This is a genomic window from Pseudomonas sp. NPDC089534 (genome assembly GCF_044749305.1).
GTDB lineage: Bacteria > Pseudomonadota > Gammaproteobacteria > Pseudomonadales > Pseudomonadaceae > Aquipseudomonas > Aquipseudomonas ekonensis.
Window position 1 is genome coordinate 1 of the sequence record NZ_JBIVHR010000104.1, and the last position, 18,718, is coordinate 18,718.

The window sequence follows — 18,718 nt, forward strand, 5'->3', positions numbered from 1 at the left end:
GGCACGAGTGAAGAACCCCTGAACCTCGAAAACGCCGCGGACCACCCGCGCTACCGCTACTTCGCCGAGACCGGCGAGGAGCGCTACGCCTCGTTCCTCGGGGCGCCGATCATCCACCACCGCCGGGTCGTCGGCGTGTTGGTCATCCAGCAGAAAGAACGCCGCCAGTTCGACGAAGGCGAAGAAGCCTTCCTCGTGACCATGAGCGCCCAGCTCGCGGGCGTGATCGCCCACGCCGAGGCCACCGGCTCGATCCGCGGCCTGGGCCGCCAGGGCAAGGGCATCCAGGAAGCCAAGTTCGTCGGCGTGCCGGGTTCGCCGGGCGCGGCGGTCGGCACCGCCGTGGTCATGCTGCCGCCGGCGGACCTGGACGTGGTGCCGGACAAGGCCGTCGCCGACATCGACGCCGAACTGGCGCTGTTCAAGAACGCCCTCGAAGGCGTGCGCGCCGACATGCGCGCCTTGTCGGCCAAGCTGGCGACCCAGCTGCGCCCCGAAGAGCGGGCGCTGTTCGACGTCTACCTGATGATGCTCGACGATGCCTCGCTGGGCAGCGAAGTCACCACCGTGATCAAGACCGGCCAATGGGCCCAGGGCGCGCTGCGCCAGGTGGTCACCGATCACGTCAACCGTTTCGAACTGATGGACGATGCCTACCTGCGTGAGCGGGCGTCGGACGTCAAGGACCTGGGCCGCCGTCTGCTCGCCTACCTGCAGGAAGAGCGTCAGCAGAACCTGGTCTACCCGGAAAAGACCATCCTGGTCAGCGAAGAGCTGACGCCGGCCATGCTCGGCGAGGTGCCGGAAGGCACGCTGGTCGGCCTGGTCTCGGTGCTCGGTTCGGGCAACTCCCACGTCGCGATCCTGGCCCGGGCCATGGGCATCCCGACGGTGATGGGCCTGGTCGACCTGCCGTACGCCAAGGTCGACGGCATCGAAATGATCGTCGACGGCCACCGCGGCGAGGTCTACACCAACCCTGGCGAAGTGCTGCGCAAGCAGTTCGCCGAGGTGGTGGAGGAAGAGAAGCAGCTGGCCCTGGGCCTCGACGCGCTGCGCGACCTGCCGTGCGTGACCCTCGACGGGCACCGCATGCCGCTGTGGGTCAACACCGGCCTGCTGGCGGACGTGGCCCGCGCCCAGAAGCGCGGCGCCGAAGGCGTCGGCCTGTACCGCACCGAAGTGCCGTTCATGATCAACCAGCGCTTCCCGAGCGAAAAGGAACAGCTGGCGATCTACCGCGAGCAGCTCGCCGCGTTCCACCCGCAACCGGTGACCATGCGTACCCTGGACATCGGCGGCGACAAGGCGCTGTCGTACTTCCCGATCAAGGAAGACAACCCGTTCCTGGGCTGGCGCGGCATCCGCGTCACCCTCGACCACCCGGAGATCTTCCTGGTGCAGACCCGCGCGATGCTCAAGGCCAGCGAAGGCCTGAACAATCTGCGGATCCTGCTGCCGATGTTCTCCGGCATCCACGAGCTGGAAGAGGCGCTGCACCTGATCCACCGGGCCTGGGGCGAGGTGCGCGACGAAGGCACCGACGTGCCGATGCCGCCGGTGGGGGTGATGATCGAGATTCCGGCGGCGGTCTACCAGACCAAGGAACTGGCGCGGATGGTGGACTTCCTGTCCGTCGGCTCCAACGACCTGACCCAGTACCTGCTGGCGGTGGACCGCAACAACCCGCGGGTGGCCGACCTCTACGACTACCTGCACCCTGCGGTGCTGCAGGCCTTGCAGATCGTGGTGCGCGACGCCCACGCCGAAGGCAAGCCGGTGAGCATCTGCGGCGAGATGGCCGGCGATCCGGCGGCGGCGGTGCTGTTGATGGCGATGGGCTTCGACAGCCTGTCGATGAACGCCACCAACCTGCCGAAGGTGAAGTGGATGCTGCGTCAGATCAACCTGAGCAAGTCCAAGGACCTGCTGGCGGAGCTGATGACCATCGACAACCCGCAGGTCATCCACAGCTCGCTGCAGCTGGCCCTGAAGAACCTGGGGCTGTCGCGGATGATCAACCCGGCGCCGGTCAAGACCGCCTAGAACCCTTGTGGCGAGGGAGCTTGCTCCCGCCCGGCGGCGCCGCCGTCGCCAATCCGGTGAACGCAGCGTGCCTGATGCCCCGCCACTGCAGGTTGGGGCTGCTGCGCACCCCGGCGGGAGCAAGCTCCCTCGCCACAAGGTCAGGCCTCTCCACGTCAGACGCTCAGGTCCACCTCCCCCAGATGCCCGCCGAACGGGCCGAAGCTGCGCTCCACGATCCGGCGCGTGCCGTCCGCCTGCACGATCAGCGCCGTGCTGGCCCGCGTCCCGTAGCTCTGGCTGGCGATGAACACGCTCGACAGCAGCGACTCGGTCGTCCGTCCCACGCCGGTGTCCGGCAGCTCGGCGTCCGGCGCCGGTTGCGCGTCGGCCAGCAACGCCAGCAACCGTTCGGGCTGCGGATCGTCCAGGGCTGCGCTCAGCGCCGCCCTGGCCTTGAGCAGTTTCGGCCAGGGCGTGTCCAGCCCGGCGTTGGACAGCCCGTAGACGCCCGGCGGCAGCATCACCGGCTCCGAGTCGCGGGCGTTGAAATGCCACAGTTCGTTGGCGTTGCCCAGCAGCAGGTTGAACCCGGCGTACTGCGCCGAGCGTTCGACGACATCGGCCAGATAGTCGTCGATCGACAGCTCCCCGGTCAGGAACCCGGCCACCAGCCCGCCCCGCGAACGCTGCGCCGGCGGTTGGCCGGGGTCGCGGATGTTGGTCAGCGCCGCGAACCGGCCGTGGGCGCCCAGGCCCAGCCAGGTGCCGCCCGCCTCAAGGTCCCGCCCGGCATGGACATGCGGCGCCTCCGGCCACCGGGCCAGCGGCAGGCTGGGCCGGGCGTAGAACTCGTCGCGGTTGGCCGCGACGATCAACGGCTGGGCATGATCCGGCCGCCAGGCGAAAACGATCAGGCACATAAGGTTGTCCTTGTGTGTTTTTTGCCCACTCTACGCAGACATCGCCCGTGCATCCATCGCAAGTGGAGCGCAAGGCCATGCATCCGTTACCATGCCGCTCCGGTTTTGGGGACGCGTCGGGGAGGCGGTCATGGAATTTCTGCTCTATCTGGCGTTGGGCGCCTGCGCAGGCGTGCTGGCCGGGCTGTTCGGGGTCGGCGGCGGGATCATCATCGTCCCGGTGCTGGTGTTCAGTTTCACCCTGCAAGGCTTCGATCCGTCGATCCTGACCCACCTGGCGGTGGGCACGTCGCTGGCGACGATCATCTTCACCTCGGTCAACGCCGTGCGCGAGCACCACCGGCGGGGCGCGGTGCGCTGGCCGATCTTCGTCTGGATGACCGTCGGCATCCTGGTCGGCGCAGGGTTGGGCGCGCTGACCGCCGAAGCGATCTCGGGGCCTCACCTGCAAAAGATCATCGGCGTGTTCGCCCTGGTGATCGCCGCGCAACTGGCCCTGGAGGCCAAGCCCAAGGCCAGCCGCACGGTGCCGGGCAAGCTCGGCCTGACCGTGGCCGGCAGCGTGATCGGCTGGGCCTCGGCGATCTTCGGCATCGGCGGCGGCTCGCTGACCGTGCCGTTCCTGACCTGGCGCAGCGTGCCGATGCAGCAGGCGGTGGCGACGTCGTCGGCCTGCGGCTTGCCCATCGCGGTGGCCAGCGCGATAAGTTTCATGATTCTGGGCTGGCACGATCCGCTGCTGCCGGCCCATAGTCTCGGTTTTGTGTATCTGCCGGCGCTGTTGGGGATCGCCCTGACCAGCATGGTCTTCGCCCGCCTCGGCGCGCGCTTGGCCCACAGGCTGTCGCCGAAGTTGCTGAAACGGCTGTTCGCCGCTTTGCTGTTCTGCGTGGGCCTGAACTTTCTGTTGTGAGCCGGCGCAATCCTGACTTAATCCTGAGGTGGCAGCGTCCCCCGGGAATGTTGAAGACCTGAACTCTGACGAGGAGCCGCAATGCTGCCTTACCCGCAGATCGACCCGGTGGCCGTTGCCATCGGTCCCTTGAAAATCCACTGGTACGGGCTGATGTACCTGATCGGCATCGGCGGCGCGTGGCTGCTGGCGTCGCGCCGGCTCAACCGTTTCGACCCGACCTGGACGAAGGAAAAGCTTTCCGACCTGGTGTTCTGGCTGTCCATGGGCGTGATCGTCGGCGGGCGCCTGGGCTATGTGCTGTTCTACGACCTGAGCGCTTACCTCGCCAACCCGACGCTGATCTTCGAGGTGTGGAAGGGTGGCATGTCGTTCCACGGCGGCTTCATCGGCGTGATGCTGGCGGCGCTGTGGTTCGGCAAACGCAACAACAAGTCGTTCTTCCAACTGATGGACTTCGTCGCGCCGATGGTGCCGATCGGCCTGGGCGCCGGGCGCATCGGCAACTTCATCAACGCCGAACTGTGGGGTAAGCCGACCGACGTGCCGTGGGCCATGATCTTCCCGCCGTTCAGCGATCCGGCGCAGCTGCCGCGCCACCCGTCGCAGCTCTACCAGTTCGCCCTCGAAGGCGTGGCGCTGTTCCTGATCCTCTGGCTGTTCTCGCGCAAGCCGCGTCCGACCATGGCCGTCTCCGGCATGTTCGCGCTGTTCTACGGGATCTTCCGGTTCATCGTCGAGTTCGTCCGCGTGCCGGACGCGCAGCTGGGCTACTTGGCCTGGAACTGGCTGACCATGGGCCAGGTGCTGTGCGTGCCGATGATCGTCGGCGGGCTGTTCCTGATCTGGCTGGCCTACCGTCGCGCGCCGGCGGCGCCGCTCGCCCCGACGGCTTAACATACGGACCCCGGCGCCGGACGCCGGGGCTCAAAGGAAACAGGTAACCCATGAAGCAATATCTTGATCTGGTGTCGCACGTCATCAACAACGGCACCAAACAGGCCAACCGCACCGGCGTGAACACCATCAGCTTTCCGGGCGCCATGCTGCGCTTCGACCTGCAGGAAGGTTTTCCGGCGATCACCACCCGCAAGATGGCCTTCAAGTCGGCCATCGGCGAGATGTGCGGTTTTCTGCGCGGGGTGAACAACGCCGCCGAGTTCCGGGCGCTGGGCTGCAAGGTCTGGGACCAGAACGCCAACGAAAACGCCCAGTGGCTGGCCAACCCGTTCCGTCAGGGCGAGGACGACCTGGGCGAGATCTACGGCGTGCAGTGGCGCAAGTGGCCGGCGTACAAGCAGATCCCGCTGAGCAACGCCGCGGCCATCGAGCAGACCCTGAGCCAGGGCTACCGGCAGATCGCCGAGGGCGAAGAGGACGGCCAGGCCTACGTGGTGCTGTACAAGGCCATCGACCAGGTGCGCCAGTGCGTCGACACGATCATCAAGGATCCGGGCAGCCGGCGCATCCTGTTCCACGGCTGGAACTGCGCCCAGCTCGACGAGATGGCCCTGCCGCCGTGCCACCTGCTGTACCAGTTCCATCCGAACGTCGAGACCAAGGAAATTTCCCTGACCCTCTACATCCGTTCCAACGACCTGGGCCTGGGCACGCCGTTCAACCTCACCGAGGGTGCCGCGCTGCTGAGCCTGATCGGCCGCCTGACCGGCTACACGCCGCGCTGGTTCACCTATTTCATCGGCGATGCGCACGTCTACGAGAACCACCTGGACATGCTCAACGAACAGCTCAAGCGCGAGCCGTTCGCCATGCCGAAGCTGAAGATCTCCGACCGCGTGCCGGAATTCGCCAAGACCGGCGTGTACCAGCCGGAGTGGCTGGAGCTGGTGGAGCCTGGCGACTTCTCCCTGGAAGGCTACGAGCACCACGCGCCGATGACCGCGCCGATGGCGGTCTGAGGCCCGGCTCCGCAGAGCCTGGGCTGACGCCATCGCCAGCAGGGAGTTCGGTTGGATGCCGGGTTGGCGGTCACTGCAAGACAATGTGGGAGCGAGCCTGCTCGCGATGACGGTGTGTCAGCCAAGGATGGATCGGCTGACAGACCGCTATCGCTGGCAAGCCAGCTCCCACAGGGATACTCGGTGATCTTAATGGCCGTGGCTGCGGCCCACATGGGAGTGTTCCACTTCCGTCGCCACAACCCCGCCGCTCACTTCCAGCCGCTGCAGAATCCCGCACTGATCAGCCTCCGGCCCTTCGCCGCAGCGCTGGCGCAGGTCGAGCAGTTGGGTCTGCAAGGCCAGCAGGCCGTCGATCCTCGCCTTCACGTGCTGGATGTGTTCGTCGATCAGGGCGTTCACGCTCTCGCACTGGTCCTGGGGGCTGTCGCGCAGGGTGAGCAATGCGCGGATCTCTTCGAGGGTCATGTCCAGGGTGCGGCAGTTGCGGATGAAGGTCAGGCGCTCGGCGTGGGCCTGGGTGTAGACCCGGTAGTTGCCGTCGCTGCGGGCCGGTTCCGGCAGCAGGTTTTCGCGCTCGTAGTAGCGGATGGTCTCCACGGCGCAGTCGGTGAGTTTCGCCAGTTCTCCGATCTTCATGACGGCAATCTCCAAAAGGGTGCTTGACCCTATAGTGGCTACAGGGTCTTTACTTGGCAACAGGCACCTTCATGGACGCGACCGATGAGCGATTCCCTGCACACCCACAGCCACAAACCTGGCGACGAACACGATCACAAGCATGATCACGATCATGGCCACAGCCCGAAACTGCAGCCTGTGCACAAGCACGCCCACGGCGGCGATGCCTGCTGCGGGTCGAAGGTTGTCACGCCTGCGCCTGTTCATTCGAATGAAGATTCCTGCTGCGGGTCGAAAGCCGCCACGCCCTCGCTGATTCAATTGAGCGAGGCGCCGAGCGCCGACGCCCGGCTGAGCAGTTTCCGCATCGAGGCGATGGACTGCCCGACCGAGCAGACCCTGATCCAGAACAAGCTCGGCAAGCTGGCCGGCATTCAGCAACTGGAATTCAACCTGATCAACCGCGTGCTCGGCGTGACCCACACGCTGGCGGACACCGCGCCGATCACCGAGGCGATCAAGTCCCTGGGCATGCAGGCCGAACCGCTGGAGGCCGGCGTCGAGACGCCCGCCCCGGCGCCGGCGAAAAAGCACTGGTGGCCGCTGGCGCTGTCCGGCGTCGGTGCGCTGGCGGCGGAAGTCATCCACTTCACCAACGCCGCGCCGACCTGGGTGGTGGCGCTCGTCGCGCTGGTGTCGATCCTCAGCGGCGGCCTTGGCACCTACAAAAAGGGCTGGATCGCCCTGAAGAACCGCAACCTCAACATCAACGCCCTGATGAGCATCGCCGTGACCGGCGCCGTGCTGATCGGCCAATGGCCGGAAGCGGCGATGGTGATGTTCCTGTTCACCGTGGCCGAGCTGATCGAGGCCCGTTCGCTGGATCGGGCGCGCAACGCCATCAGTGGCTTGATGCAGATGACGCCCGAGCAGGCCACCGTCCTCCAGGCGGACGGCAACTGGGTCGAACGTGAAGTCAAAAGCATCGATCTCGGCGCCCGCGTGCGGGTCAAGCCCGGTGAGCGCATCGCCCTCGACGGTGAAGTCGTGAGCGGCAGCTCGACCATCGACCAGGCGCCGATCACCGGGGAAAGCCTGCCGGTGGAGAAGACCGTCGGCGACAAAGTGTTCGCCGGCACCATCAACCAGGCCGGTTCCCTCGAGTACACCGTGACCGCGGCGGCCAACAACTCGACCCTGGCGCGAATCATCAACGCCGTCGAACAGGCCCAGGGCGCGCGGGCGCCGACCCAGCGCTTCGTCGACCGGTTCTCGAAGGTCTACACCCCGGCGGTGTTCATCCTCGCGCTGGCCGTGGCGGTGATCCCGCCGCTGTTCATGGGCGCGGCGTGGTTCGACTGGATCTACCGCGCCTTGGTGCTGCTGGTGGTGGCGTGCCCGTGCGCCCTGGTGATCTCCACCCCGGTGACCATCGTCAGCGGCCTGGCGGCCGCGGCGCGCAAGGGCATCCTGGTCAAGGGCGGCGTGTACCTGGAAGGAGGCTTCAAGCTCGACTACCTGGCGCTGGACAAGACCGGCACCATCACCCACGGCAAACCGGTGCAGACCGATTACCTGTCCCTCGACCCGACCGCCGAAGCCCTGGCACCGGCCATCGCCGCCGCATTGGCCGGGCGTTCCGACCACCCGGTGTCGCTGGCCATCGCCAATGCCGCTGTGGATAAGAACCTGACCCTGCCGGTTGTGGATAACTTCACCGCCCTGGCCGGTCGCGGGGTGAAGGGCGAGGTGGACGGCCAGACCTACCACCTGGGCAACCACCGCCTGGTGGAAGAGCTGGGCCTGTGCTCGCCGCAGCTGGAAGAAAAGCTGTTCGCGCTGGAGAAGCAGGGCAAGTCCGTGGTGCTGCTGCTCGACGGCTCGGGCCCGCTGGCGCTGTTCGCCGTGGCCGACACGGTCAAGGACACCAGCCGCGAAGCCATTCGCCAATTGCACGATCTGGGCGTGAAGACCCTGATGCTCACCGGCGACAACGTCCACACCGCCCAGGCGATCGCGGCGCAGGTCGGCATCGACCAGGCCAAGGGCGACCTGTTGCCCACCGACAAGCTGCAAGCCATCGAAGGCCTGTATGCCCAGGGCCACCGGGTCGGCATGGTCGGCGACGGCATCAACGACGCCCCGGCGCTGGCCCGGGCCGAGATCGGCTTCGCCATGGCGGCGGCCGGCACCGACACCGCCATCGAAACCGCCGATGTCGCCCTGATGGACGACGATCTTCGCAAGATCCCGGCGTTCATCAGCCTGTCGCGCAACACGGCGACTATCCTCAAGCAGAACATCGCGCTGGCGCTGGTGATCAAAGCGATCTTTCTTGGGGTAACCTTCGCCGGGGTCGCCACCATGTGGATGGCGGTGTTCGCCGACATGGGCGTCAGCCTGCTGGTGGTGTTCAACGGTTTGCGCCTGCTGCGCAAGTAAGAGAGAGGGGCGGTTGTGCTGAGTGCCGAGCTGAAGGCGTTTTACATGGTGGCCCGGTTGGGCAGCATCACGCTGGCGGCAAAGAAACTGGGCCTGAGCCAACCGACCGTGACCACCCAGATCCGCCATCTGGAGAGCCAGTATTCGGTGGAGCTGTTCTACCGCGGCGGCCGCCGCCTCACCGTCAGCGACGAAGGCGCGCGGCTGCTGCCGATGGTCAAGGCGCTGCTGCAGCAGGAAGCGGACATCGAGTTCTTCCTGCGCAACAGCGGCCAGGTGCAGGGCACGCTGCGCATCGCCGCCACCGCGCCGTACTACATCCTCGATCTGGTGAAGGCGTTCCGCGAGCGGCTGCCTCAGGTGGAGGTGTCGGTGGAGATCGGCAACTCCCAGCAGGTGCTCGAAGCGCTGGAGGATTACCGGGTGGACGTCGCGGCCTCGTCGCAGTTGCTGGAGGACGCGCGGCTGATCCGCCGGGTGCTCGGCAGCGACCCGCTGGTGCTGGCGGTGCACCGCAACCATCCGCTGGCGGCGCATGACCATGTGACGCTCAGCGCGCTGGCCGGGCATACCCTGCTGATGCGCGAGTCCGGCTCGACCACCCGGCGCCTGACCGAAGAGCTGCTGGCCGGCGCCGGCGTGAGCTTCGGCCCGCTGCTGGAGATCGGCAGCCGCGAGTCGATCCGCGAGGCCGTACTGCGCAACATCGGCATCAGCATCATCGCCCGCCAGGAAGTGCCCCACGATCCGCAGCTGCGGGTGCTGACCCTGGAGAACGCGCCGCAGATCCCCGAATACCTCTACTGCCTCAAGGAGCGCAAAGGCGCCCGGTTGCCGGCGGCTTTCCTCGGCCTGGCGCAGGAAATGGCGCCGGCCTGAGTCCTCATTTGCCCGTGCCGGCCTCATCGCCAGCAGGCTGGCTCCCACAGGGGAACGCATTTCAATGTGGGAGCCAGCCTGCTGGCGATGGCGCCGGACCGGACAACCCAAATCCATGAATACCACTATCGGCCGTTTTTGCCCGACTGCCATATGACGGACGCATTACAACCCTAGGATGGCCCTCATCTGCTTGATGAGGCCTGTCCATGAACCCTGCAACCGTCCTGACCACTCCCGGCGCACCGATGAAAGTGCGCAACGTGCAAAAGCGCTTCGGCGCGTTCACGGCGCTGGACAACGTCTCCCTCGACGTGGCCGCCGGTGAGCTGGTGTGCCTGCTCGGCCCGTCGGGCTGCGGCAAGACCACGCTGCTGCGCTGCATCGCCGGCCTGGAGAAGCAGGACAGCGGCGAGCTCTACCTCGGTGAGCGCGACGTGTCCCGCCTTGCGCCCCAGGCCCGTGACTACGGCATCCTGTTCCAGTCCTACGCCCTGTTCCCCAATCTGACCGTCGAAGCGAACATCGCCTACGGCCTGGCCGGCAGCGGCCGCGACGAAGTGCGCCGCCGGGTCGGTCAGATGCTGGAACTGGTGGGCCTGGTCGGCAGCGAGAAAAAGTACCCCGGCCAACTGTCCGGCGGTCAGCAGCAGCGGGTCGCGCTGGCGCGGGCCCTGGCCCCGTCGCCGTCCTTGCTGCTGCTCGACGAGCCGATGTCGGCCCTCGACGCCCGGGTGCGCGAGCACCTGTGCACCGAACTGCGCCAGCTGCAGCGCAACCTCGGCATCACCACCCTGATGGTCACCCACAATCAGGACGAGGCCATGCTGATGGCCGACCGCATCGCCGTGATGCACAACGGCAAGGTCGAGCAGTACGCCACGCCCCAGGAAATCTACGACCGTCCGGCCACGCCGTTCGTCGCCGAGTTCGTCGGCCAAGGCAACTGGCTGCCGTTCCAGCGCAGCAGCGACAGCCATGCGCGGGTCGGCGGGATGAACCTGCGCCTGGCCGACGGCAGCGTCCAGAGTCCTTCCGGCCGCCTGTTCTGCCGTCCGGAAGCGATCAGCGTCAATCCGCTGGTGCACGAGGAAAACCTGTTCCCGGCCAAGGTCCGCGAGATCACCTTCCTCGGCAACCGCTGCCGCATGAGCTTCGAGCTCGACCAGTTGCCGGGCCATGCGCTGCTCGCCGAACTGGCCCCGGAAGCCATGCCGCGCCTGGGCGCGCAACAGATCATGGTGGCCTTGCCGCCGCGCAGCCTGCAGGTGTTTGCCTGATGGGCGCGAACATCGCGCTGCCGCTGCCGCAGAAACAGGCGCGGCAGGTGTCGGGCGCCGAGATCGGCGACCGGGTCTTCGTGCTCGGCGGCAAGCTCCTGCTGCTGATGCTGCTCGGCGTGGCGGTGCTGCTGCCGCTGCTGGCGATCTTCTGGCGCGGCTTCAGCAGCGAGGCCGGGCAGGGCGGCGGCTGGCTCGCCGCGAAAGAACTGGTGAGCAGCGACAATTTCCACTGGCTGCTCGGCAACAGCCTGAAGGTTTCCCTCAGCGTCGCGGCCATCGTCGTGCCGCTGGCCTACCTGTTTGCCTACGCCCTGCAACGCACGCTGATTCCGGCCAAGGGCCTCTGGCGCGGGATCTCCCTGTTGCCGCTGATGGCGCCGTCGATGCTGCCGGGCATTGCGCTGGTGTACCTGTTCGGCAACCAGGGCCTGCTGCGCGGGCTGCTGTCGGACAACATCTACGGGTTCTGGGGCATCGTGCTGGGCGAGGTGATCTACACCTTCCCGCATGCCTTGATGATCTTGCTGTCAGCCCTGTCGCTGGCGGATGCGCGACTGTTCGATGCCGCGTCGAGCATGGGCGCCAGTCCCGCAAAAGCCTTCCGCAGCATCACCTGGCCGGCGACCCGCCAGGCCGTGTTCGCCGCGTTCTGTCTGGTGTTCACCCTGACCGTCACCGATTTCGGCGTGCCGGTGGTGGTGGGCGGCGACTATCAAGTGCTGGCGCTGGAAGCCTACAAGGCGGTGGTCGGCCAGCAGCAGTTCGGCCGGGGGGCGTTGATCGGCATGGTGCTGCTGTTGCCGGCGCTGTTCAGCTTCGGCGTCGATGCCTGGCTGCGCCGACGTCAGGGCGACGCCATGAGCGGCCGCGCCCAAGTGTTCCGGCCGGTGCCCTCGAAGAAACGCGACGCCTGCTACCTGGCCGTCGTTCTGCTGATCAGCGCCGCGTTGCTGCTGGTGTTCGGCATGGCGGTGTTCTCGTCGCTGGTGAAGTTCTGGCCGTACAACCTGTCGCTGTCGCTCAACCACTACCGGTTCGACGAAACCGCCGGCGGCGGCTGGCTGGCCTACGGCAACAGCCTGAAGATGGCGCTGGGTGCGGCGCTGATCGGCAGCGTGCTGATCTTCACCGGCGCCTACCTGATGGAAAAGACCCGCAGCCAGCGCGGGCTGAATCTGACGTTGCGGATGCTCAGTTTCGTACCGATGGCGGTGCCGGGGCTGGTGCTCGGTCTGGGTTACGTCTTCTTCTTCAACCTGACCGGCAACCCGCTGCACGTGTTGTACGGGACCATGACCCTGCTGATCGTCTGCACCATTGCGCACTATTTGACCACCGCGCAGATGACCGCCACCACCGCGCTGCGCCAGCTCGACGCCGAGTTCGAAGCCGCCGCACTGTCGCTCAAGGCGCCGCTGTACCGCCATTACCTGCGGGTGACCGTGCCGATCTGCCTGCCGGCGCTGCTGGACATCGTGCGCTACCTGTTCGTCTCGGCGATGACCACCGTGTCCGCCGCGATCTTCCTCTACAGCCCCGACACCATCCTCGCGGCGGTGGCGGTGCTGAACATGGACGACGCGGGCAACGTCGGCGGCGCAGCGGCGATGTCGACCCTGATTCTGTTCACCTCGGCAGGCGTGTCCCTGCTGCTGGCGTGGGCTTCGCGCGGCTTGCTGCGCCGTTCCCAGGCCTGGCGGCAGACCGCGTCCGGCCATTGATTTTCGTCCCATCCCCTCAACTCAAGACAGGAAACGATCATGTTCAAGCCCATGGCCCTGGCCGCCGCCGCGCTCGCCGCTTTCAGCCTGAATGCCTTCGCGGCGAAAACCGAGTTGACGGTGTACACCGCCCTCGAAGCCGAACAGCTGAAGACCTACAAGCAAGCCTTCGAGAAGGCCAACCCGGACGTCGAGATCAAGTGGGTGCGCGACTCCACCGGGATCATCACCGCCAAGCTCTTGGCCGAGAAGGAGCGTCCGCAGGCCGACGCGGTCTGGGGTTTGGCGGCGTCGAGCCTGGCGATCCTCGACCAGCAAGGCATGCTGCAAAGCTATGCGCCGAAGGACCTGGGCAAGATCGGCGGCAACTACCGCGACGCCGCCAACCCGCCGGCCTGGGTCGGCATGGACGTGTGGGCGGCGACCATCTGCTTCAACACTGTCGAGGCCGAAAAGCAGGGCCTGAGCAAACCGGTGAGCTGGCAGGACCTGACCAAGCCTGAGTACAAGGGCAAGATCGTGATGCCGAACCCGGCCTCGTCCGGCACCGGTTTCCTCGACGTCAGCGCCTGGCTGCAGACCTTCGGCGAGAAGCAGGGCTGGGCCTACATGGACGGCCTGCACCAGAACATCGGCCAGTACGTCCATTCCGGCTCCAAGCCGTGCAAGCTGGCGGCGGCGGGTGAATTCCCGATCGGCATTTCCTTCGAGTACCCGGCCGTTCAGCTCAAGCGTCAGGGCGCGCCGCTGGACATCATCCTGCCGAAGGAAGGCCTGGGCTGGGAGATCGAGGCCACCGCCGTGATCAAGGGCACCGCCCACGAAGAGGCGGCCAAGAAGCTCGCCGACTTCTCCGCAAGCCCGGCGGCCATGGAGCTGTACAAGGAAAACTTCGCCGTGCTCGCCCAGCCGGGCATCGCCAAGCCGCAGACCGAACTGCCGGCGGACTACGAGCAGCGCCTGATCAAGAACGACTTCGCCTGGGCCTCGAAGAACCGCGACGAGATCCTGACCGAGTGGCGCAAGCGCTATGACGGCAAGTCCGAGAAGGTCGCCGCCAAGTAAGACCTTCATCGACTGACAGGGCCCCATCGCCGGCAAGTCGAATCGTCGCACCTCAGCGCCCACAGGATTTGTGGTGAACACTGATTGTGTGGACACCTTGGAAACTGTGGGAGCTGCGGTTCGACGATTCGACTTGCCAGCGATGACGGTCTCTCATTCAGAGCACCTCTCAATGACACAACACAAAGATTTGCTGATCGTCGGCGCCGGCATCCTGGGCCTGTCCCACGCCTACGCCGCCGCCCGACGCGGCCTCAAGGTCACGGTTTTCGAACGCACCGCCACGCCACTCGGGGCGTCGGTGCGCAACTTCGGCCAGGCGCTGGTCACCGGCCAGCCGCCGGGGCCGATGCTGGAACTGGCCAAGGCCAGCCGCGAGATCTGGGGCCGGTGGGCGCAGCTCGCCGGCCTGCAACTCAAGCGCAACGGCTCGTACCTGTTCGCCCGCACCGAGGCGGAGGAGCAACTGCTGGAAGCCTTTTGCGCCGGCCGCGCCGTCGAGCACGGCTACCGCGTGGAGCTGCTGCGCGGCGGCGACCTGCGTGACCTGTACGGCGGTCGGTTCAGCCATCACCGCGCCGCGCTGCACGGCCTGGACGACCAACAGCTGTACTCGCGCGAAGCGATCCCGGCGCTGATCGACTGGCTGCGCCGCGAGCTGGGCGTCGAGTTCCATTTCTCGACCCTGGTGCGCGACGTCGAACCGGGGCGCCTGCACAGCACCGCCGGCACGTTCACGGCCGGGCAGATCATCGTCTGCTCCGGCCACGACTATCAGACCTTGCTGGCCGAGCCCATCGCCGCCCTCGACCCGCAGGTCTGCCGCCTGCAGATGCTGCGCGCCCGGCCGCAGGCCAGCCTCGACCTGCAGCACGCGCTGCTCACCGGCCTCAGCTGCGTGCACTACGGCGCCTTCGCCGACCTGCCGGAAGCGGCGGCGGTGCAGGCGCAGATCCTGCGCGAGACGCCGCACCTGCACGACAACGGCATTCACCTGCTGATCAGCCCCACGCCCCATGGCGAACTGATCATCGGTGATTCGCACCATTACGGAAGGGATCCGTCGCCGTTCAACGCCGAACAGGTGGACGACTGGATGATCGGGCTGGCCGAGCACACCCTCGGCTGCAAGGTGCAGGTGGTCGAGCGCTGGCAGGGTGTCTACGGCTCCCGCGGGCCGGGGCCGTTTTCGTTCCTGCGGCCGGCGCCGGGGCTCGGCGTGGCGCTGATGCACACCGGGGTGGGCATGAGCGTCGGCCCGGCCATGGCCGAGCGCAATGTCGCGCAACTGCTGGAGGAGGTCTGATGGGCCGTCACGAACAGGTGATCGCCGAGGTGTTCGGGCTGTACGAACGCTTCGGTGCCAGCGACTACATCGGCGAGCCGGTGTCGCAGATCGAGCACATGTCCCAGGCGGCCCAACTGGCCATGGCCGAGGGCTTTGACGACGAAGTGGTGCTGGCGGCGTTCTTCCACGACATCGGCCACCTGTGCGCCGAGGGCGCGCAGAGCATGGGCGGCTACGGTGCGGTCAGCCACGAACGCCTCGGCGCCGATTACCTGCGCGAGGCGGGGTTCGGCGAGCGTGTCGCGCGGCTGGTGGAGTATCACGTGCAGGCCAAGCGGTATCTGACGCTCAGGGAGGCGGGCTACTACCGACGCCTGAGCGAAGCCAGCCGGCGCACCCTGGCGTATCAGGGCGGGGTGATGACGGAGGCCGAGGCCGATGCGTTCGAGCGCGATCCGTTGTGCGCCGTCAGCCTGCGGATGCGCCAGTGGGATGAGCTGGCGAAGGAGACGGCGGTGCCGGTGGTGGATCTTCAGTTGCTGAAGGAAAAGGCGGCGCGGGTGTTGGCCGGCTGAACCGCTGAACCGCAGGGCCGCCATCGCCAGCAGGCTGGCTCCCACCGTTTTCCTGCACGACAGAATCCATGTGGGAGCGAGCCTGCTCGCGATGACGGCAGTCCATCCGGCCTCGGTGCGCCGGACGAACCGCCATCGCCAGCAGGCTGGTGCCTACAGATCGGCGGCCAGTGAGTCGATCTGCGCCTGCCGCTCGGCCTGGTTGAGCTTGGGGTGCGGGTTGAGCGACGACCACTGCGGATGCGCGCGGGCCTTGATCAGGGCCTCGGGCAGTTTGCCTTGGCGCCAGGTCTCGTCCTGCGAGGCGGCGACCTGAACGGCGTCCATCGCCGCATGGCCACGGGCGTTCAGGGCCAGCAGCAACTGGCGCTGACGCAACGCCAGCAGGCGCAGCACGTTGTCGTCGACCGTCAGCTCGCGCTGCCCCTTGAGCTTGCCCAGCAAGCGGTTGCCGTAGCTGCGGGCGGTCTGCAGGGCGCCGCCGGCAATCGCGCCGGCCAGGGCAGCGGCGCCGAGGGTGATGCCACCGACCGCCAGATCCACACCGGCACCGACGGCGGCGCCGGCCGCCATCCCGCCGCCGACCCGCACGCCCAATTGCTTCAGGGTCTCGGGGTTGAACAGGTCATCGCCCCAGCGCCCGTCCAGCAGCGGCAGGTCGCTGGCGGCGGCATCCTGCACGCGGAAGGCATAGAGCTTGAGCAGCGCCTCGACGCAGCGCTGTTCGCGTTGGCGCACGGCCTGGCGCAGTTCGCCGATGGCGTGCTGTTCCTGCGCGGCTTCGCTGGCCACGCTGCGCCGGCAGGCGGCGCAATCGATCAGCAGCTCGGCGATCAGGCGCGCGGCGCTCTGTTGGCGGGCGAGGCGTTGGGCCTGCTGGTCGGCGATCAGACGCTCCAGTTGCGGCCGGGCATTCTCCAGCAGCAGGGCCAGGCTTTCGTACAGCCGCCGCTCGCCGTCCTCCGGCGGGGCGACGCTGTCGAAGCGCACCAGCGCATGCAGGCCCAGCCGCGCCAACGCCTCGCGCCACTGCGGCTCGCGGTGGTCGGCGCTGCTGACGAAGTTCAGCACCGGCAGCAGCGGCTTGCCGCAGCCGGCCAACACCTCCAGCTCGTCCCGGTACTTGGCCAGCACCGGTTCGCGGGCGTCGATCACGTACAGCCCGGCGTCGGAGGCGAGCAGTTGCCGCAGCACCTTGGCCTCCTGCTCGAAACGCTGGCGCGCCTCGCTGCCGTCGAGGAACCGCGCCAGCCGCGCCGGGCCGTCGAGGCGTTCGCCGGGGCGTTCCAGCCGTTCGAGAAAATCCAGCAGGGCGATGGCGTCTTCCAGGCCCGGGGTGTCGTAGAGGTCGAGCAACGGCTCGCCGTCCACCGACAGCCGCGCGCCCTCGACATGCCGGGTGGTGCTGGGGCGGTGCGAGACTTCGCCGAAGCCGACGTCGCGGGTCAGGGTGCGCAGCAGCGAAGTCTTGCCGACGTTGGTGTGGCCGACCACGGCCAGTTTCAGCGGGGCTTTCCAGGCTTCAGTCATGACCGTTCTCCAGCCAGCTCAACGGGGCGCAGTCGGCGAACGGCAGCTCCAGCTGCTGCAGCGCCACGTGCCAGTCGCCGAGGCGTTCGGCGTCCAGCGCCTGGCCTTGAGGCGCCTGCAACAGCCAGACGCGGGTGGCGGCGGCGTTGCGCGCCAGCTCGGCGATCAGCGCCAAGCTGCCGCGGTCCGGCGAACGCCTTGGGTCGCAGGCAATCGCGAGGCGCGCCGGTGGGAAGCGGCTGAGCTGTTCGAGCAGTTTGTTGCGCGATTCGCGGCTGTCGAGGATGCCGGCGTTGCTGACGTTTTTCGGCAGCGTCGGTGGCCATGGGTGTTGATCGTCGAGTTCGATTGCCACGAGCAACGCGCCATCGCTGGCGTGTTCGCCGACAGTGCTTTCGACGCGGTGCAATTGCGCAGGCTCGGGGTCGGTGATGCCAAGGCGTTCGCTGGTCGGCATCAGGCGTTCGCGCAATTGGGGGTAGCCGGGCAGGTTCAGGTCCAGACGCAATGCGGCTTTGCCGCTGTTCCAGCGCCAGAAGCAGAACAGCGCCAACAGCAGACGCGGCAGCACGCCGTACACGACCAGCACACCGACCAGCCAGGTCGCCCAGGCCTGACGGGCGCTTTCGATGTTCAATGCGGTGTCGCCGCTGGCGCGGATCATGTCCACGGTGGGCACGTTGAAGCCCAGCAGCGCCGGCAAGGCGCCGAGTGCCTGGGTCATGTTGATGAACGTGTCGGCACTGAGAATCGTGGTTTCCCAGACGAAGCCGTAGCGCCGGGTCGCCATCAGCGTCAGCAGCAAAATCAGCGCGCTGAGCATCGCCAGCGACCACAGGCCATTGACCAGCGTACCCAGCGCCCAGCGATTGAGTTTCTTGCGTTGCAGCATCAACAAGAGGGCCGGCGCCAGCTGCGCGGCCTTGGCATCGCGGGCGAGCCTTTCACTGAGCCACAGCCACAAGCGGCCAAGGGTGGCGCTGTGTTCGCCGGCAAAGATCAGCCCCAGCGCCCAACTCAGCAGCAGAATCAGATTCAGCCCGAGCAGACTGCCCAGAGCCCAGAACACATTGACCGGCGTCTGCCCCAGTGCGGCGAAGGCCAGCCCTGCGCCGCTCAACACGGCGAGGATCGCCAGCAACACCAGCGCCAGACGCGCGCCTTGCAGCCAGTGCTTGAGCGCAGCGGTCAGGCCATCGCGCTCGGCCAGCCACAGGGCACGGCGTTGAATGCGCCCCGGCAGATCGCCGCCGGCCGCGCGGGCCAGGCGATTGGCTTCCTGGTCGTCCAAGGGGCCTGCGTGTTCTTCGCGCAGGCGCACGGTTTCGGTGAGCCAGAGGTTTTGCAGTGAAGTCGGTTCAGTCACGCGGCATCCCGTTGCTTGATTGAGCCGTGAGCATAACCGCTGCGGCGCTTATCGGGGTAAGCGGGGCTCTTGTATCCACTCCGGCATGACTAAATCACACACACTCAGCCTGATCGCAGCACACTCCGAAAACAGTGTGATAGGCATCGACAACAAGAAAGCAAGAGC

15 protein-coding genes are annotated in these 18,718 nt (G+C 67.0%); 11 read left to right on the plus strand and 4 right to left on the minus strand.

Features of this window, described 5'->3' with window-relative positions; genetic code table 11:
* The coding region (gene ptsP / locus ACIP0B_RS24060) for a phosphoenolpyruvate--protein phosphotransferase (RefSeq protein ID WP_400836628.1) at positions 1-2,046 on the plus strand (2,046 nt) is incomplete at its 5' end.
* A 155-nt stretch (positions 2,047-2,201) separates the two neighbouring features.
* On the opposite strand, the gene ACIP0B_RS24065 is transcribed toward ptsP, so the two are convergent.
* The gene (locus tag ACIP0B_RS24065; RefSeq protein ID WP_400836630.1) at positions 2,202-2,948 is read right to left on the minus strand and encodes an NRDE family protein; all 747 of its coding nucleotides are present in this window, start codon (positions 2,946-2,948) and stop codon (positions 2,202-2,204) included.
* Between the two features lie 130 nt (positions 2,949-3,078).
* Between ACIP0B_RS24065 and ACIP0B_RS24070 the strand changes: the two genes are divergently transcribed.
* From ACIP0B_RS24070 to ACIP0B_RS24080, 3 genes are all read left to right on the plus strand, one after another.
* Positions 3,079-3,861, plus strand: a complete 783-nt coding sequence (locus tag ACIP0B_RS24070) for a sulfite exporter TauE/SafE family protein (RefSeq protein WP_400836632.1) — start codon at positions 3,079-3,081, stop codon at positions 3,859-3,861.
* A gap of 81 nt (positions 3,862-3,942) precedes the next feature.
* Positions 3,943-4,758 carry a prolipoprotein diacylglyceryl transferase gene (lgt, locus tag ACIP0B_RS24075; protein WP_400836634.1) on the plus strand — a complete coding sequence of 272 codons (816 nt, stop codon included), beginning with the start codon at positions 3,943-3,945 and terminating at the stop codon, positions 4,756-4,758.
* Between the two features lie 50 nt (positions 4,759-4,808).
* Positions 4,809-5,780: a thymidylate synthase gene (locus tag ACIP0B_RS24080; protein ID WP_400836636.1), complete on the plus strand. Its 972-nt coding sequence runs from the start codon at positions 4,809-4,811 to the stop codon at positions 5,778-5,780.
* 189 nt (positions 5,781-5,969) lie between these two features.
* On the opposite strand, the gene cadR is transcribed toward ACIP0B_RS24080, so the two are convergent.
* Positions 5,970-6,419 carry a Cd(II)/Pb(II)-responsive transcriptional regulator gene (gene cadR / locus ACIP0B_RS24085; protein WP_400836638.1) on the minus strand — a complete coding sequence of 150 codons (450 nt, stop codon included), beginning with the start codon at positions 6,417-6,419 and terminating at the stop codon, positions 5,970-5,972.
* 84 nt (positions 6,420-6,503) lie between these two features.
* Here cadR and ACIP0B_RS24090 point away from each other — a divergent pair, with 84 nt between their 5' ends.
* From ACIP0B_RS24090 to ACIP0B_RS24120, 7 genes are all read left to right on the plus strand, one after another.
* Positions 6,504-8,843, plus strand: coding sequence for a heavy metal translocating P-type ATPase (locus ACIP0B_RS24090; RefSeq protein ID WP_400836640.1), 2,340 nt, complete (start codon positions 6,504-6,506; stop codon positions 8,841-8,843).
* A 15-nt stretch (positions 8,844-8,858) separates the two neighbouring features.
* On the plus strand, positions 8,859-9,722 hold the full coding sequence (locus tag ACIP0B_RS24095; RefSeq protein WP_400836642.1) for a LysR family transcriptional regulator: 864 nt from the start codon (positions 8,859-8,861) through the stop codon (positions 9,720-9,722).
* A 209-nt stretch (positions 9,723-9,931) separates the two neighbouring features.
* Positions 9,932-11,002, plus strand: a complete 1,071-nt coding sequence (locus tag ACIP0B_RS24100; protein ID WP_400836644.1) for a putative 2-aminoethylphosphonate ABC transporter ATP-binding protein — start codon at positions 9,932-9,934, stop codon at positions 11,000-11,002.
* Entirely contained in the window at positions 11,002-12,726 is a 1,725-nt protein-coding gene (locus tag ACIP0B_RS24105) for a putative 2-aminoethylphosphonate ABC transporter permease subunit (RefSeq protein WP_400836646.1), read from the plus strand. Before ACIP0B_RS24100 ends, ACIP0B_RS24105 begins: the two co-directional genes overlap by 1 nt.
* Before the next feature lie 39 nt (positions 12,727-12,765).
* Positions 12,766-13,791, plus strand: coding sequence for a putative 2-aminoethylphosphonate ABC transporter substrate-binding protein (locus ACIP0B_RS24110; RefSeq protein ID WP_400836648.1), 1,026 nt, complete (start codon positions 12,766-12,768; stop codon positions 13,789-13,791).
* Positions 13,792-13,963: 172 nt separating this feature from the next.
* A complete protein-coding gene (locus tag ACIP0B_RS24115) occupies positions 13,964-15,097 on the plus strand; it encodes a TIGR03364 family FAD-dependent oxidoreductase (RefSeq protein WP_400836650.1) in 1,134 nt (377 codons plus the stop codon).
* Positions 15,097-15,654: a phosphonate degradation HD-domain oxygenase gene (locus ACIP0B_RS24120; RefSeq protein ID WP_400836652.1), complete on the plus strand. Its 558-nt coding sequence runs from the start codon at positions 15,097-15,099 to the stop codon at positions 15,652-15,654. Before ACIP0B_RS24115 ends, ACIP0B_RS24120 begins: the two co-directional genes overlap by 1 nt.
* Before the next feature lie 153 nt (positions 15,655-15,807).
* On the opposite strand, the gene ACIP0B_RS24125 is transcribed toward ACIP0B_RS24120, so the two are convergent.
* Both ACIP0B_RS24125 and ACIP0B_RS24130 read right to left on the minus strand, forming a co-directional pair.
* Positions 15,808-17,184, minus strand: coding sequence for a DUF3482 domain-containing protein (locus ACIP0B_RS24125; RefSeq protein WP_400836654.1), 1,377 nt, complete (start codon positions 17,182-17,184; stop codon positions 15,808-15,810).
* Positions 17,177-18,550 carry a DUF2868 domain-containing protein gene (locus ACIP0B_RS24130; protein WP_400836656.1) on the minus strand — a complete coding sequence of 458 codons (1,374 nt, stop codon included), beginning with the start codon at positions 18,548-18,550 and terminating at the stop codon, positions 17,177-17,179. Before ACIP0B_RS24130 ends, ACIP0B_RS24125 begins: the two co-directional genes overlap by 8 nt.
* Between the last annotated feature and the right edge of the window lie 168 nt (positions 18,551-18,718).

What these genes read in the sequence shown, in the direction of transcription:
- ACIP0B_RS24105 (WP_400836646.1), top strand. Translation starts at nt 11,002, where the DNA reads ATGGGCGCGAACATCGCGCTGCCGCTGCCGCAGAAACAGGCGCGGCAG.
- ACIP0B_RS24110 (WP_400836648.1), top strand. Translation starts at nt 12,766, where the DNA reads ATGTTCAAGCCCATGGCCCTGGCCGCCGCCGCGCTCGCCGCTTTCAGC.
- cadR (WP_400836638.1), bottom strand. Translation starts at nt 6,419, where the DNA reads ATGAAGATCGGAGAACTGGCGAAACTCACCGACTGCGCCGTGGAGACC.
- ACIP0B_RS24090 (WP_400836640.1), top strand. Translation starts at nt 6,504, where the DNA reads ATGAGCGATTCCCTGCACACCCACAGCCACAAACCTGGCGACGAACAC.
- ACIP0B_RS24100 (WP_400836644.1), top strand. Translation starts at nt 9,932, where the DNA reads ATGAACCCTGCAACCGTCCTGACCACTCCCGGCGCACCGATGAAAGTG.
- lgt (WP_400836634.1), top strand. Translation starts at nt 3,943, where the DNA reads ATGCTGCCTTACCCGCAGATCGACCCGGTGGCCGTTGCCATCGGTCCC.
- ACIP0B_RS24120 (WP_400836652.1), top strand. Translation starts at nt 15,097, where the DNA reads ATGGGCCGTCACGAACAGGTGATCGCCGAGGTGTTCGGGCTGTACGAA.
- ACIP0B_RS24070 (WP_400836632.1), top strand. Translation starts at nt 3,079, where the DNA reads ATGGAATTTCTGCTCTATCTGGCGTTGGGCGCCTGCGCAGGCGTGCTG.
- ACIP0B_RS24065 (WP_400836630.1), bottom strand. Translation starts at nt 2,948, where the DNA reads ATGTGCCTGATCGTTTTCGCCTGGCGGCCGGATCATGCCCAGCCGTTG.
- ACIP0B_RS24125 (WP_400836654.1), bottom strand. Translation starts at nt 17,184, where the DNA reads ATGACTGAAGCCTGGAAAGCCCCGCTGAAACTGGCCGTGGTCGGCCAC.
- ACIP0B_RS24115 (WP_400836650.1), top strand. Translation starts at nt 13,964, where the DNA reads ATGACACAACACAAAGATTTGCTGATCGTCGGCGCCGGCATCCTGGGC.
- ACIP0B_RS24080 (WP_400836636.1), top strand. Translation starts at nt 4,809, where the DNA reads ATGAAGCAATATCTTGATCTGGTGTCGCACGTCATCAACAACGGCACC.